12 protein-coding genes and 2 pseudogenes are annotated in these 13,971 nt (G+C 61.0%); 3 read left to right on the forward strand and 11 right to left on the reverse strand.

Annotated elements, in window-relative coordinates; all coding sequences use genetic code 11:
• From KBY02_RS18255 to hutC, 4 genes are all read right to left on the reverse strand, one after another.
• Positions 1 to 534: a DUF3455 domain-containing protein gene (locus tag KBY02_RS18255; protein WP_024661050.1), complete on the reverse strand. Its 534-nt coding sequence runs from the start codon at positions 532 to 534 to the stop codon at positions 1 to 3.
• Positions 535 to 639: 105 nt separating this feature from the next.
• Positions 640 to 1,815: a Na+/H+ antiporter NhaA gene (gene nhaA, locus KBY02_RS18260; protein WP_024640804.1), complete on the reverse strand. Its 1,176-nt coding sequence runs from the start codon at positions 1,813 to 1,815 to the stop codon at positions 640 to 642.
• A gap of 49 nt (positions 1,816 to 1,864) precedes the next feature.
• Positions 1,865 to 2,461 (reverse strand): HutD family protein, encoded by a 597-nt coding sequence (locus KBY02_RS18265; RefSeq protein ID WP_096135742.1) that lies wholly within the window; start codon positions 2,459 to 2,461, stop codon positions 1,865 to 1,867.
• Positions 2,458 to 3,168 (reverse strand): histidine utilization repressor, encoded by a 711-nt coding sequence (gene hutC, locus KBY02_RS18270; RefSeq protein ID WP_161420743.1) that lies wholly within the window; start codon positions 3,166 to 3,168, stop codon positions 2,458 to 2,460. The genes KBY02_RS18265 and hutC overlap by 4 nt, the downstream gene beginning before the upstream one ends.
• Positions 3,169 to 3,372: 204 nt before the next feature.
• Between hutC and KBY02_RS18275 the strand changes: the two genes are divergently transcribed.
• Positions 3,373 to 4,737, forward strand: coding sequence for a formimidoylglutamate deiminase (locus KBY02_RS18275; RefSeq protein WP_003403108.1), 1,365 nt, complete (start codon positions 3,373 to 3,375; stop codon positions 4,735 to 4,737).
• Between the two features lie 180 nt (positions 4,738 to 4,917).
• Here the strand turns inward: KBY02_RS18275 and KBY02_RS18280 are convergent, their stop codons facing one another.
• From KBY02_RS18280 to KBY02_RS18305, 7 genes and pseudogenes are all read right to left on the reverse strand, one after another.
• Positions 4,918 to 5,496 (reverse strand): lipocalin family protein, encoded by a 579-nt coding sequence (locus KBY02_RS18280; RefSeq protein ID WP_003304589.1) that lies wholly within the window; start codon positions 5,494 to 5,496, stop codon positions 4,918 to 4,920.
• 3 nt (positions 5,497 to 5,499) lie between these two features.
• On the reverse strand, positions 5,500 to 5,754 hold the full coding sequence (gene bamE, locus KBY02_RS18285) for an outer membrane protein assembly factor BamE (protein WP_003403102.1): 255 nt from the start codon (positions 5,752 to 5,754) through the stop codon (positions 5,500 to 5,502).
• Between the two features lie 251 nt (positions 5,755 to 6,005).
• A complete protein-coding gene (locus KBY02_RS18290; protein WP_003341445.1) occupies positions 6,006 to 7,016 on the reverse strand; it encodes a class 1 fructose-bisphosphatase in 1,011 nt (336 codons plus the stop codon).
• A 134-nt stretch (positions 7,017 to 7,150) separates the two neighbouring features.
• Positions 7,151 to 8,500: a DUF3999 domain-containing protein gene (locus KBY02_RS18295; protein ID WP_181133976.1), complete on the reverse strand. Its 1,350-nt coding sequence runs from the start codon at positions 8,498 to 8,500 to the stop codon at positions 7,151 to 7,153.
• A gap of 26 nt (positions 8,501 to 8,526) precedes the next feature.
• A pseudogene (locus tag KBY02_RS26585) lies at positions 8,527 to 8,799 on the reverse strand (DUF2339 domain-containing protein); the annotation flags it as partial.
• Positions 8,799 to 9,227, reverse strand: a pseudogene (locus KBY02_RS26590) (DUF2339 domain-containing protein); the annotation flags it as partial. The pseudogenes KBY02_RS26585 and KBY02_RS26590, both read right to left, overlap by 1 nt.
• A gap of 433 nt (positions 9,228 to 9,660) precedes the next feature.
• Positions 9,661 to 12,111 carry a glycogen/starch/alpha-glucan phosphorylase gene (locus KBY02_RS18305; RefSeq protein ID WP_003403097.1) on the reverse strand — a complete coding sequence of 817 codons (2,451 nt, stop codon included), beginning with the start codon at positions 12,109 to 12,111 and terminating at the stop codon, positions 9,661 to 9,663.
• A 280-nt stretch (positions 12,112 to 12,391) separates the two neighbouring features.
• On the opposite strand from KBY02_RS18305, the gene pip reads away from it, so the two are divergent.
• Positions 12,392 to 13,363, forward strand: a complete 972-nt coding sequence (gene pip / locus KBY02_RS18310; RefSeq protein WP_003414210.1) for a prolyl aminopeptidase — start codon at positions 12,392 to 12,394, stop codon at positions 13,361 to 13,363.
• Between the two features lie 39 nt (positions 13,364 to 13,402).
• Positions 13,403 to 13,840: a D-aminoacyl-tRNA deacylase gene (dtd, locus tag KBY02_RS18315; protein WP_103378138.1), complete on the forward strand. Its 438-nt coding sequence runs from the start codon at positions 13,403 to 13,405 to the stop codon at positions 13,838 to 13,840.
• The last annotated feature ends 131 nt before the right edge of the window (positions 13,841 to 13,971 follow it).

Genomic DNA, 13,971 nt, shown 5'->3' on the forward strand with positions numbered 1-13,971 from the left:
TCAGCCGGCAGTCCAGAACAGGTAATCAGCCTGATACTTGACCACTTCCTTCGCGCCCTTGTTGCTCTCTGCGCAGGCTTTGGCCGGGGCAACGCCGCCTTTCAGGGCTACACGCTGAATGTAGGTGACGCCGGTCATTGCGCCCTTGCCTTCGGCCGGGTTGGCCTTGACCAGTTGGTACGGCAGGTTGCCAGCGCTCGAAGGGGCCACGGCGACTTGGGTACCGGTTACTTTGGAACCGTCTTTGGCTTCCCAGGTAGCAGGCGGGCCGTAGTAGGTGCCGACCTGTTTGCCGCTCTTGTCGTTGAGCACTGCTTTGGGGCCGACGAACGCCCACTCCATTTCGTTGGGCATGTTGGCCTTGGCGCGGCACTCGTAGGTGATCTCGCCAACCCCGGTGGTTTGCATGCCGACCTTGTTGCCAGCCGGCACACGGACGCTTTCGGGGAGGTCGGTCTGAGCCATGGCAACGGACGACAGGCAAGTGAAGGCCAGAGTAGTACCAGCAAGGCAGAGCAAGCGTTTTGCGTTCATGCAGAAATCTCCAGAAGGTTTAACCGCGCTCAGCAACTCGAAGTGGCTGCTGAATGTACTACCCGCGAGAAACCCGTCTGGATGCAGTGATTTGAAAATATTTTTTCAGGGCCTGCTGAAACGGCTGCGCAGCAACACAATTCCGGCAATTGCGGCCAGCCCCGAGCCGATCAGTACGCCGACCTTCACCTCGTCGATCAGGTGTTGCGAGCCGGGGAACGCCAGGTTGCCGATGAACAGGCTCATGGTGAAACCGATGCCGCACAGCATCGCCACGCCGTACAGTTGCACCCAGTTGCTGCCTTCCGGCAATACCGCCAGCCCGGCGCGGATGGCCAGCACGGCGGCGAGAAACACGCCGATCTGCTTGCCCACGAACAGCCCCAGCGCAACGCCCAGCGGCACAGGATCGACCAGATTGCCCAGAGTAATGCCAGCCAGCGACACGCCAGCGTTGGCAAAACCAAAGATCGGCACCACGGCGAAGGCCACCCAGTAGTGCATCTTTTCTTCGAGGAACAGCAGTGGTGAGCGGGCTTCTTCCTCGGGCTTGCCCATCGGGATGCACAACGCCAGGGCGACACCGGCCAGCGTGGCGTGTACGCCCGATTGCAGGACGAAGAACCACAGCAGCGCGCCAAGCAGCAGATAGGGCAGCAAACGACGCACGTTCAAACGGTTCATGACGATCAGCACCGCCAGTGTCACGAAGGCGGCGGCCAGCATTGGCAGGTTCAGACCGGAGCTGTAGAAGAAGGCGATGATCGTCACGGCGCCCAGATCGTCGAGGATCGCAAGTGCGGCCAGAAAGACCTTCAGCGAGGTCGGCACCCGATTGCCGAGCAGCGACAGCACGCCGAGGGCGAAGGCGATGTCGGTGGCTGCCGGGATCGCCCAGCCGCTCAGGGTCTGCGGATTACCCCAGTTGATCGCGATGTAGATCAGCGCCGGCACCAGCATGCCGCCGGCCGCCGCAAAGCCGGGCAGGGCACGTTGCCCCCAGCTCGCCAGACCACCGGCGAGGACTTCACGCTTGATCTCCAGGCCGACCATCAGGAAGAAGATCGCCATCAGCCCGTCGTTGATCCACAGCTCGACCGAGAGACCCAGCCAGACGCTGTGCAGGATCGAGAAATAGCCGGCAGAAAGCGGCGAGTTGGCAACGATCAAGGCCGCTAGCGCAGCCGCCATCAACACGATGCCGCCGGCCGATTCGGAGGCGAGGAAGCGGGCGAGGATGGCAATGCCTCTGGGCGTTTCCCGGTTCGGAACTTGAGTCATGGTCGTCCTTGAACGCAAAGCTGTTTTTATAAAGTGTGCAGACAGGCGCTTACTGGCCTGTGGCGGTAAGCTCGATCAGGCAGCAACGGCTGGCGCGCGGTGATTGCAGTTCGACTTCAAGCAGACCGCCAGCGTTGTCCACCTGAGCGCAATCGTGTTTGCCGAGGATTTCCCACGGCTGACTGTCGATGCTGATCGCCACTTGCTCGGCCATGCTGAACAGCACCAGAGTACTGGCTGAACTGAACAGGCGTTGCGGGTGACGCACGTCTATCCAGTGCAAGCGTGCAGTGTAGCGGTGTGGGGCGTAGATCAGGTTGAAATCGCGAATCGGCCCGTCCAGCAAGGTGCAATTGACCTGACTGTCACCGCTGAATGCAAACGGGTCCGATGGCAGCAGCGGGCGACTGCTGAGGCCATCCACGTCCAGCGTCATGCCCGCGCCCTGCAGGACGGTGATGATGCGCTGATAACCGGCGAACACCGAAAAACCGCCCGAGGTTTCGATGTCGGCAATCGACAGCCGCCAGCCGAAACCGTCCAGGTCCTGGCCTGCGTCGCGAGCGATCTCTTCAGTGCTGCCACCACCGTTTTTCCACGGCATGCGCGGGTAGTCGATGGCGCGCAAAATGCGGGTCTGGCTCATTTGGTAAAGCGTCCTTCCAGGCGATGGCGAGAGCCGGGGTGGATCAGGCGCGCAGCGGTGACCGGCTGACGACCTGACCAGGTACGGCGGCGAATCAGCAGGCAGGGTTCTCCGGCCTCAATCTGCAACAGCCTGCATTCATCGGCTTCGGCGAGAATCGCCTCGACCACGTGCTCGCCTTCGGTGAGTGGCGCAACCTGCGACAGGTAGGCGTAAGGCGTCTGCAGGGTGAAGTCCTGCCGGAGGTAGTCCGGAGCGACCTGGGCGTTCACGAAGCGATCCTCGATCTGCACTGGAATGTCGTTCTCGTAATGCACGATCAGCGAGTGGAAGACCCGCTGGCCTTCGCGCATGTCCAGCGCCAGGGCGCGCTCGGAGCCAGCGGCTTCCTCCTTGAGGACCATGACCTTGCAGGTGTGGCGATGACCGCGCGCGGCAATCTCGTCGGCAATGTTGTGCACTTCGAACAGCGCCGACTGGCTCTTGGGCTCGGCGACAAAGGTGCCGACGCCCTGCATGCGCACCAGCAGGCCCTCGGCGGTCAGCTCGCGCAGTGCCCGGTTTATAGTCATTCGGCTAAAACCCAGTTGCGTCACCAGCTCGCTTTCCGACGGCACACGATGGTGCGGCGGCCAGGTGCCGTTCTGGATCTGCAAGGCGATCATCTGTTTCACGCGGGCGTACAAGGGTGCGGGACTTTCGCCCATCTGGGCTGCCAGGGAAGAAGCGGCGGGCGGAGTCGACACGTGGGAGTCCTTGTTGTTCGAGACAGTGTTTTCGAGTGCGTTCAGACGCTGCAAAGCGCTCACGCTAACCATTAACCTGCTGCTCGGCAAGCATGCAGAAGGTTTACCGGTCGCTTAAACGTCTGTATATGTATATACAAATTACAGTGATGAGGTGTGAAGTCAATGTCAGCCTTCTTTGCCGAGCGCGCGTTACTCCCCGACGGCTGGGCCCGCAATGTGCGTCTGGAGGTCGGTCAGGACGGTATTTTGACCCGCGTCGAAGCCAATGCTGATCAGCAGGGCGCCGAGAAGGTCAGCGGGCCTTTGCTGCCTGGCATGCCGAACCTGCATTCCCACGCGTTCCAGCGTGCGATGGCCGGGCTGGCGGAAGTGGCGGGCAACCCCAATGACAGTTTCTGGACCTGGCGCGACCTCATGTATCGCCTGGTGGGGCGCATCAGCCCGCAGCAACTGGGCGTTATCGCTCGCCAGCTGTACATCGAGATGCTCAAGGGCGGCTACACCTCGGTTGCCGAATTTCATTACGTGCATCAGGACAGCGATGGCAAGCCCTATGCCGACCCTGCCGAGCTCGCGCTGCAGATCAGCCAGGCGGCCGCTTCGGTCGGTATCGGCCTGACCTTGCTGCCGGTGCTGTACAGCCATTCCGGCTTTGGCGGGCAGGCTCCCAACGAGGGCCAGCGGCGTTTTATCCACAGCACCGACAGCTATCTGGATCTGCAGGCTCGTCTGCGTCCGGTTCTGGCAGCTCAGCCTGCCCAGCAGCCGGGGCTATGCTTCCACTCGCTGCGTGCGGTGACGCCGCAGCAGATAAGCGAGGTGCTGGCGGCCAGCGACCGGCAGTGTCCGGTGCACATTCATATCGCGGAACAGCAGAAGGAAGTCGATGACTGCCTGAGCTGGAGTGGTCGACGTCCGTTGCAATGGCTGTATGAAAACGCCCCTGTGGATAACCGCTGGTGCCTGGTCCATGCGACTCATGCCGAGGCGGATGAAGTGGCTTTGATGGCGCAAAGCGGCGCGGTGGCCGGGCTATGCCTGACCACCGAGGCCAACCTGGGTGACGGGATCTTTCCGGCGGTGGACTACATTGCTCAGGGCGGTCGCTGGGGGATCGGTTCGGACAGTCACGTCTCGCTCAGCGTGGTCGAAGAACTGCGCTGGCTGGAATACGGCCAGCGTCTGCGCGATCAGCGCCGTAACCGGCTGTATCGCAGCGATCAACCCATGGTTGGCCGCACGTTATACGACGCTGCACTTGCCGGTGGCGCGCAGGCGTTGGGGCAGCAGATTGGAACGCTGCAAGTGGGTCACCGTGCCGACTGGCTGGTGCTCGATGGCAACGACCCGTACATTGCCACGGCCTCGGACGACGCCATCCTCAACCGCTGGCTGTTCGCCGGCAGCGACCGGCAGATCCGCGACGTGGCGGTCAATGGGCGATGGGTCATACGCGAAGGGCGACACGCCGCAGAAGAACAAAGCAACCGCGAGTTCGCGCAGGTGTTGAGGGCGCTGCTGGGCTGATGCAAGGGAGGACGCAGAGCACTCGGCGTTATTCACGAGTCCGCTTCTGATTCTGGCCGAAGGCCGTGGGAGCGAACTTGTTCGCGAAGGGGGCGGAAAGCGTTCTGAAATTTATCGTTCGAACGACCGTCTTCGCGAACAAGTTCGCTCCTACCGGGCTTAGCCAGAATCCCAATTCGGTTACTTCTCGCCCTTGCCAATCTTCGAGTCATCCTCGCGCCAGATCAGGCGTGAGGTGTCGTAGCCTTGCTGGCGGGCCTTGCTGAGCATGTCTTCCCTGACCGAGGCAGACACGGTCGGTGTACGCGACAACAGCCACAGGTATTTGCGATCCGGGTTGCCGACCACGGCGGTGCGGTAGCCTTCGCTGACGTCCAGAATCCAGTAATCACCCTTGGCAACGCTCGGCAGCAGGCGCGAGAACCAGTTGTCGAACACAACCCACAGCTTGTCGGTCTTGCCCGGAACCTGCGGCGAGGCGGTGCCCGTTGCTTCTTCCCACTTGCCTTCAATCGTGCGGCAGCGGTTGGTCACCGCGATGTTGCCGTCATCCTTGAGCGTATAACGCGCCTCGGACTGAGCGCACTTGCGCTGGAAGAACATCGGCAGACGCGCGATCTCGTACCAGGTGCCCTGGTACTGCTTGAGGTCGACGCTGTCGACAGTCTTTGGCTCGAGGTTGTCAGCCGAGTGGGCAAAACCGATGGCCAGGAAGCTGGCCATGACACAAATTCCAAAACGTACCAGTACCTTGATCATGTGTTATTTCAGACCCTGGCCCGAGAACAGCACAACCTTGTCCGCTGCGTACTGCACGCTGATAAAGGTGTTCTGGTCGCCCCAGGTGCAGCTCGACATGCCCAGCGCACCGGAACATTCCGTCGGGCTGCCGAGCAAGGACTCGACTTGAGCCTTGGGCATGCCAGCGGACAGTTTGGAATAGTTTTCCTGAGTGATCTTGCTGCAGGCAGCCAGCAGGACGCAGAACGAGAGTAACGCGACAGAACGCAAGGACATGGATGTAGCTCCTGAACGGAAGGGGGTCGCGTCGCAGTGCAAGCCGGTGCAGTCTGGCGCTGGCGCAGTACCGCAAGCTTAGAAGAGAAAAACGGAATCTGGTTCCCGGACGGCGCAAGGATTTATGCCGTGGATCAGATAGTCGGCCCGCAGAAGGGGCTGACAGAAGGGCGGACTGCTCGTTTTTTCAAGAATCGGCTCACGCGCTGGTGATCGGGCATGGCCCGATCACCAGCGGTGCAGAAGACGTCTTACGCCTTGTGATACGCGGTGGCGCGTTCGACTTCTTCCTTGGAACCCAGGTACACCGCTACGCGCTGGTGCAGGCCTTCGGGCTGAATGTCGAGAATGCGCTGATGGCCATCAGTGGACGCGCCGCCAGCCTGTTCGACCAGGAAGGACATCGGGTTGGCTTCGTACATCAGGCGCAGTTTACCCGGCTTGGAAGGCTCGCGGCTGTCGCGCGGGTACATGAACAGGCCGCCACGGGTCAGGATACGGTGCACGTCGGCCACCATCGCCGCGACCCAGCGCATGTTGTAGTTCTTTTTCAGCGGACCGTCTTCACCGGCCAGCAGCTCGCTCACGTAGCGCTGTACCGGGGCTTCCCAGTGGCGCTGGTTGGACATGTTGACCGCGAACTCCTGAGTGGACTCCGGGATGGTGATGTCTTCGTGAGTCAGCACGAAGCTGCCCATCTCGCGGTCCAGAGTGAAGCCTTTCACGCCATCGCCCAGGGTCAGGACCAGCATGGTTTGCGGGCCGTAGATGGCGTAACCGGCGGCGACCTGTTCGGTGCCTGGCTGCAGGAAGGCCTTTTCATTCAGCGCTTCGTTCTGGCTCAGGTATTCGTTCGGGCAGCGCAGTACCGAGAAGATGGTGCCTACCGGTGCGTTGATGTCGATGTTCGACGAGCCGTCCAGCGGGTCGAAAACCAGCAGGTAGGCACCCTTCGGGTATTTGCCCGGGATCTGGTAGGCGTTGTCCATTTCTTCGGACGCCATGCCGGCCAGGTGACCGCCCCACTCGTTGGCTTCGAGCAGAATCTCGTTGGAGATCACATCAAGCTTTTTCTGCACTTCGCCCTGCACGTTTTCGGTGCCCATGCTGCCCAGTACGCCGCCCAGCGCGCCTTTGGAGACGGCGTGGCTGATTTCCTTGCATGCGCGCGCCACAACTTCGATCAGGAAGCGCAGATCGGCAGGGGTGTTGTTGCTGCGAGTCTGCTCAATCAAGTAACGACTTAGTGTGACGCGGGACATGGATAGCTCCGAAAATAGGGGGTATGAAAACCTGCGCAGTTTAACGCGAGTGGCGACGTAATACTGCTATGAGACTGGCTTAAGACTGTTTCAGTTCAGATGTCAGGCGAAGCACGCCTGACAGGCCGCCTGTTTCAGCGTTTTGCAGCGCGCAGCGTGCTGAACGCCATCCAGCCCAGAAACACCACGCCAAGCAGCAGTACGGCCCAAAGCCCCAGGCGTTTGAAGTCAGTACCTTGTGGCACGGCGATCGGCGCTGCGGCCATGTTGGCCACGGTTGCCGTGGCCGGGCTCGCTGTGCCGAGAGTCGCGAGCTTTTCCGCGCTCAGGTCAGGAATCAGCGTGGCCAGCGACAGGTTGGCAGCCTTGACGCTCGGGTTGCCGATCGCCAGGGTGAATGGTCCGTCACCGCGAGCCAGGAACACCACTTCCGTGGCAGGCACGGCCACACTCAACTGCGGTGCTTCATTGCCCAGCCCGCCGCCGCGATCATCCACCACCAGCTTGAGCTGTTGAACGATGCGCCCGGACAATTGCAACTGGTCCTGCAGGACATCGCTGTTGTTCTGCGATAGCCGGTACAGCAGGCCGCTGCTGATCGGCTGCCAGGGCTGTCCGGCATCGAGCCGGCCGTAGAGCGTCGCCGGTGCCAGGCTGTTGGGCTGGGCAATGTCGATCTTGACGCGGCCTATCGGCAAGCCGGTCGGCAGTTGCCAGACATACTCGTTGGGGCTTTCGACGCTGCCTTGGACCGGTTGCGACCAGGTCAGTGGCGAGGCCGGCGTGCCGCTGCTGGCACTCAGCAGGTGCGCAGAGATCAGCAGCGGCGCACTGTGCGGGGACCGCCACAGCAGGCGCAGATAGCGGGCGCTCTGGCCGGGCAGGCCGACTTCGCGCTGTTCGACCACTTCGTCGGCAAACGACAGCCGTGCAACCTGGCCCTCGCCCCAGTTGCGCCAGTGCAGCAGGTCATCACTGGCTTCGATGCTGAAATTCTGGAAGCCCTCACGCTCGGTGCTCCAGTCGATAACCAGCTGTTCCAGTGGCGCCTTGATTGCGCTGGTGTCCAGCAGCCAGCCGCGCAGCACTTCTTCGCCCGCTTCGATATCGCTTTGTGGCTGCACCTCGATCACGCTGCCGTTGCTGGAGCGCTCGATACGGATGACCGGTGCGGTGTCGCCTGCCTCCTGTGTGCTGTACAGGGCAAACCAGTTGACCTCGATCGGCGTCGGCTCCTGTTCGGGGGCGGGTTGGCGCGGCCTGATCGAATAAGCCTGCGGCTGGCCCTCGGCATTGAACACGCGTACATCGCTCAGATCGGTCTGCCGGGCATTCAGCTGGACGGCAAGCGGCAACTCGATGCGATACCACGGCCCTTGGCCGCTCAGGCTCAGCGGCGTCTGGCTGGCAAAGTCCGCCGGTTTGTCCTGGGCGAGGGCGGCTATCGCCGTGCACAAGGCCAGGCCAAGCACGGCGATCTTCATGGCAGGATGACTCAAGAACGGTTTCCTCATAGCGTTTCCGGTGCGGCAGTCGAGCCTGGGCCGGGTTCTTCGCCGACCTCTGTAGCAGAGTGTTTCGGCGGTAATGGTGCGAAATATCCCACCACCAATAGCAAAATACCAACACCGATGAACGAGACGATGCGCTCCATGCCGCCGCGATTGCTCAGCTCGACGAAGAACAGCTTGACCACCACGACCCCGATCAACGCTGCGCCGCCCAGCCACAGCTGGCGGTTGGCGCGCATGTGACCGCCGATCGTCAAGGCCAGTGCCATCAGCTGATCGCGCTGTCCAGCGGATTGGCTTTTGCTGTCGTGGCTGGCTGGAGGCTCTGTGGGGCGGGCTCGACTGGCGTTGCTGCCTGTGGCTGCTCGTCCGGGAGATCCCAGATCAGCTCGGGACCGTCGGTGGGTGCTTCGATAATGATCGCATCGAGTGGAAGCGGTGCAGGGTCCTGCGCAGGCGGCACGCCGGGCGCGGACTGACGTTCAAGTGCGCTCAGGCGCTGCTGAAGGACATCGAGGGATTCACGGGTTGCGAGCAGTTGCTGCGCCTGATCGGCGGATTGCCTGTCAAGCAGGCGCACGCGAATGCCGGCCCATACGGCCCAGCCCATGACTGCGCCAATCAGCGCACCTGCCCACTCGTCATAACTCAGCGAGTAGCCCAGTGCCGTGCCGCCCACCACCAGACAAATCCAAAGCACGCGACGACATCCTTTTCGGTGTGTGAAGGTTCATCAGGCGCAGTATATAGGGGCCGGCGGACATCGCTTGTAATGTTTTACGCAGGGCGCGAGGAGCACTGGACGTCAGGAACTGCATGCTAACGCGGAGCATTGGCGCGATAGTCATGGACGCCTATCGTTCCTCACGCTCCAGCGTGGGAATGCCTTGGGTGACGCTCCGCGTCACAAATCTGCGCCGCACCGCGCATTCAAGATCGGACGCGGAACGTCCAGAAACAAGTGTCGATGAGTACGGAAAGCGCGGTTGAACTCTAACTGCAGGCCGAATACACGTCCGTGTGGGAGTGAGCTTGCTCACGAAGACGCTGGTTCAAACGCCTTCTTTCCGAGGCATTACTGGCCTCTTCGCGAGCAAGCTCGCTCCCGCACTACGTTTTTTCGAACTTTAACGTCACTCCAGCGCCTTCCAGATGTCTCCGGCGTACTCGCGGATGGTCCGGTCCGAGGAGAACCAGCCCATGCGTGCGGTGTTGAGGACCGCCGAGCGCCACCATTCCTTGGAGTCGTGCCAGCGCTCTTCGACCTTGGCCTGGGCCGCCCAGTACGAGTCGAAGTCAGCGCAGACCAGGAAGCGGTCATACGCCAGCAACTGGTCGATCAGACCCACGTAACGGTTCGGATCATCCGGCGAGAACACGCCGCCACGGATCGCCTGCAGCACATCGTTCAAGCGTCCGGAAGCGGCCACGTCGTCATGCGCGCTGAACTCACCTGCCTGCTTGCGGGCTTCGACCTGTTGCGAAGACATGCCGAAGATGAACATGTGCTCCAGCCCGACCTGCTCGCTCATTTCCACGTTGGCACCGTCCAGCGTACCGATGGTCAGTGCGCCGTTGAGGCCGAACTTCATGTTGCTGGTCCCGGACGCTTCCAGGCCTGCGGTGGATATCTGCTCGGACAGGTCGGCCGCCGGAATGATGCTCTCCGCCAGGCTGACGTTGTAGTTGGGCATGAACACCACTTTCAGCAGGCCGCGTACGGTCGGATCGTTGTTCACGGTCCGCGCGATGTCGTTGGTCAGCTTGATGATCAGTTTGGCCGAGTGATAGCTGGCCGCCGCCTTGCCGGCGAAGATCTTCACCCGTGGCACCCAATCGGTACCCGGCTCGGCCCGAATGGCCTGATACAGGGCGACGGTGTGGAACAGGTTCAGCAACTGGCGCTTGTACTCGTGGATCCGCTTGACCTGAACGTCGAACATCGCGGCAGGATTGACGGCAATGCCCAGGCGCTCATGAATGATCGCGGCCAGCGCACGCTTGCTGTGCAGGCGTTGATCGGCCATCTGCTTGCGGAACGACGACTTCTCGGCGAACGGCTCGAGCTCCTTGAGGCGCGTCTCGGCGTTGTCCAGAACATCCTCGCCGAGCGACTCGACAAGCATCTCGGTCAGCTTCGGGTTGGCCTGGAACAGCCAGCGGCGGAAGGTGATGCCGTTGGTCTTGTTGTTGATCCGCTCCGGATAGATCTTGTGCAGCTCGGCGAATACGGTCTTGCGCATCAGCTGGGTGTGCAGCGCCGAAACGCCGTTGACGCTGTGCGAGCCGAGGAAGGCCAGGTTACCCATGCGTACCCGACGACCGTTGTCTTCTTCGATCAGCGATACCGCGCGCAGCACGTTGACGTCGTCGACGCCCTTAGCGCGCAGTGTGTCGATGTGCTGCGCGTTGATCAGGTAGATGATCTGCATGTGGCGCGGCAGCATCCGCTCCATCAGACCGACCGACCAGGTCTCCAGTGCTTCAGGCAACAGAGTGTGGTTGGTGTAGCCGAGGGTGCCGACGGTGATTTTCCACGCGGTGTCCCACGGGATGTTGTGGTTGTCGATCAACTGACGCATCAGCTCGGCCACGGCGATCGAGGGGTGCGTGTCGTTCATCTGAATCGCCGCGTGCTCGGACAGATCCGTCAGTGTGGCGTGCTGGTTCAGATGGCGGCGCAGCAAGTCCTGCAGCGACGCGGAAACGAAAAAGTATTCCTGACGCAGGCGCAGTTCCTGACCCGCTTCGGTCGCATCGTTCGGGTAAAGCACGCGGGAAATACTTTCGGCGCGCACCACTTCGGCTACGGCGCCGAAGTGATCACCGGCGTTGAAGCGTTCCAGGTGCAGGTCTTCTACCGCACGGGCGCGCCACAGGCGCAGGGTGTTGACGCTCTTGCCGCGCCAGCCCACCACCGGGGTGTCATAGGCGATGGCCCGAACGGTCTCGCCCGGACGCCATACCTGACGCGAATCGCCCGCTTCGGTCGGGACGGTGTCGACACTGCCGCCGAAGCCGATGGAGTACACCACCTCAGGGCGTTCGAATTCCCATGGGTTACCGAAGTCCAGCCAGTTCTCGGTCTGTTCCTGCTGCCAGCCATCGACGATGCCCTGACGAAACAGGCCGTGCTCGTAACGAATGCCGTAACCATGACCCGCAATGCCCAGGGTCGACATGCTTTCCATGAAGCACGCGGCCAGACGACCCAGGCCGCCGTTGCCCAGTGCCGCATCCGGTTCAAGCAGGCGGATACGTTCGATGTCCACACCCAGTTCGGTCAGCGCCTCGCGAGCGACTTCGAGCAGGCCCAGGTTACTCAGGCTGTCGTACAGCAGCCTGCCTATCAGGAATTCGAGAGACAGGTAGTAAACGCGTTTCTGAACCTTGCGATAGATCTGCCGCGTATGGTCCATCCAGTGTTCGACCATATGGTCGCGGGCGGCAAGGGCGACAGCTTCAAACCAGTCATGCTCAAACGCATGGTCGGGGTCCTTGCCCACCGAATAGGTGAGTTTGGCGAGCACAGCGGCGCGAAAAGCGGCCACATCAGCGTCACGAACAAGTGGTTCCTGAGACATCGGTAAAACCTCAAGTAGTCTGACGAATGAAAAACGGGATTCTTAGACTGTAGGCGTGTCGTCAATTATTTCCTGAAAAAAAGCGAAATAATTCATGGCATAGCTCTCGCTTCGACCCAGCGCGACAGCTCTGGTTCGCGCACCGTTGAAATTGGCAAAACGCTTGCATCGTTCGTTCCATCCTGATCAATGACGTGCAGCATGCTGATTCTTCGTTTCGGGTTTATGATGCCCCACGGCAGAATAATAGAAGCCTCTGAACTGGACTTATGGAGCACTTATGCAGACTTTGTACCCGCAGATCAAACCCTACGCCCGGCACGATCTGGCCGTGGAACAACCGCATGTGCTTTACGTCGATGAGAGTGGCTCGCCAGAAGGCTTGCCGGTGGTGTTTATCCACGGCGGGCCGGGTTCGGGATGCGATGCGCACAGTCGCTGCTATTTCGATCCCAACCTGTACCGCATTGTCACGTTCGACCAGCGCGGCTGCGGTCGTTCCACACCGCATGCCAGCCTTGAAAACAACACCACCTGGAAACTGGTGGAAGACCTTGAAGCGATTCGCGAGCACCTCGGGATCGACAAATGGGTGTTGTTCGGCGGTTCGTGGGGTTCGACCCTCGCTCTGGCCTATGCACAGACCCATCCCGACCGCGTGCACGCGATGATCCTGCGTGGCGTATTCCTTGCCCGTCAGCAGGAAATCGACTGGTTCTATCAGGCCGGCGCCAGCCGTCTGTTTCCGGACTATTGGCAGGATTATGTCGCGCCGATCCCGCTGGACGAGCGTGACAACATTCTGGCTGCCTTCCACAAGCGACTCACCGGTCCGGACCAGATCGCCCAGATGCACGCTGCCAAGGCCTGGTCGACCTGGGAAGGGCGCTGCGCAACCCTGCGGCCCAATCCGCAAGTGGTCGATCGCTTTGCCGAGCCGCACCGTGCGTTGTCCATCGCGCGCATCGAATGTCACTACTTCATGAACAACGCCTTTCTGGAAGACAACCAGCTGATTCGCGACATGCCGAAGATCGCGCACCTGCCGGCAATCATCGTCCACGGTCGTTACGATGTCATCTGTCCGCTGGATAATGCATGGGAGCTGCACCAGAACTGGCCTGGCAGCGAACTGCAGGTGATCCGCGAGGCCGGGCATTCGGCAGCCGAGCCGGGTATCGCCGACGCGCTGGTACGTGCCGCCGCAGAAGTAGCGCGCAATCTGCTCGACCTGCCGCCCGAAGAGGCGTGACAGCAGTCCGGTATTGGTTTTGAGTCTGGAAAGGCATCTATGAAAGGTTTGTTGCAGCGCGTGCGAAGTGCGCGCGTCGAGGTGGGCACCGAGGTCGTGGGCGCCATTGAACAGGGCATATTGGTGTTGGTGGGAATAGAGCCTCAAGACACCCGCGCCAGTGCCGATAAGTTGCTGCACAAGTTGCTTAATTATCGGGTGTTCAGCGATGTTGAGGGCAAGATGAATCTGTCCTTGCGTGAGGTGCGTGGCGGCCTGTTGCTGGTTTCCCAGTTCACGCTAGCTGCGGACACCAAAAGCGGGTTGCGTGCGGGCTTCTCGAAAGCCGCGCCTCCGGCACTGGGCGCCGAGCTGTTCGACTATCTGTTGAGCCAGGCCAGAATCGCGCATCCCACGGTAGCTGCGGGCCAGTTTGGTGCAGACATGCAGGTGCACCTGATAAATGATGGCCCCGTGACATTTTTGTTTGATACATAAGCTACGATTTCACTTTATCCCCCTGAATTCATCTGTCTTGCGGGAATAAATTTCTTTGTCATACCTGATGCGTTGTGGCGCGCGCTACTGGATAATCGCGCGTTGCGGGGATCGACACTGTTGGTCCATTT

Source organism: Pseudomonas sp. P129 (genome assembly GCF_020312195.1).
GTDB classification, from domain to species: Bacteria; Pseudomonadota; Gammaproteobacteria; order Pseudomonadales; family Pseudomonadaceae; genus Aquipseudomonas; species Aquipseudomonas fragariae.

Excerpts from the sequence above, each read along its gene's own strand:
- nhaA (WP_024640804.1), bottom strand. The coding sequence starts at position 1,815 with ATGACTCAAGTTCCGAACCGGGAAACGCCCAGAGGCATTGCCATCCTC.
- KBY02_RS18305 (WP_003403097.1), bottom strand. The coding sequence starts at position 12,111 with ATGTCTCAGGAACCACTTGTTCGTGACGCTGATGTGGCCGCTTTTCGC.
- pip (WP_003414210.1), top strand. The coding sequence starts at position 12,392 with ATGCAGACTTTGTACCCGCAGATCAAACCCTACGCCCGGCACGATCTG.
- KBY02_RS18265 (WP_096135742.1), bottom strand. The coding sequence starts at position 2,461 with ATGAGCCAGACCCGCATTTTGCGCGCCATCGACTACCCGCGCATGCCG.
- KBY02_RS18280 (WP_003304589.1), bottom strand. The coding sequence starts at position 5,496 with ATGATCAAGGTACTGGTACGTTTTGGAATTTGTGTCATGGCCAGCTTC.
- KBY02_RS18255 (WP_024661050.1), bottom strand. The coding sequence starts at position 534 with ATGAACGCAAAACGCTTGCTCTGCCTTGCTGGTACTACTCTGGCCTTC.
- hutC (WP_161420743.1), bottom strand. The coding sequence starts at position 3,168 with ATGGGCGAAAGTCCCGCACCCTTGTACGCCCGCGTGAAACAGATGATC.
- KBY02_RS18295 (WP_181133976.1), bottom strand. The coding sequence starts at position 8,500 with ATGAAGATCGCCGTGCTTGGCCTGGCCTTGTGCACGGCGATAGCCGCC.
- dtd (WP_103378138.1), top strand. The coding sequence starts at position 13,403 with ATGAAAGGTTTGTTGCAGCGCGTGCGAAGTGCGCGCGTCGAGGTGGGC.
- KBY02_RS18290 (WP_003341445.1), bottom strand. The coding sequence starts at position 7,016 with ATGTCCCGCGTCACACTAAGTCGTTACTTGATTGAGCAGACTCGCAGC.
- KBY02_RS18275 (WP_003403108.1), top strand. The coding sequence starts at position 3,373 with ATGTCAGCCTTCTTTGCCGAGCGCGCGTTACTCCCCGACGGCTGGGCC.
- bamE (WP_003403102.1), bottom strand. The coding sequence starts at position 5,754 with ATGTCCTTGCGTTCTGTCGCGTTACTCTCGTTCTGCGTCCTGCTGGCT.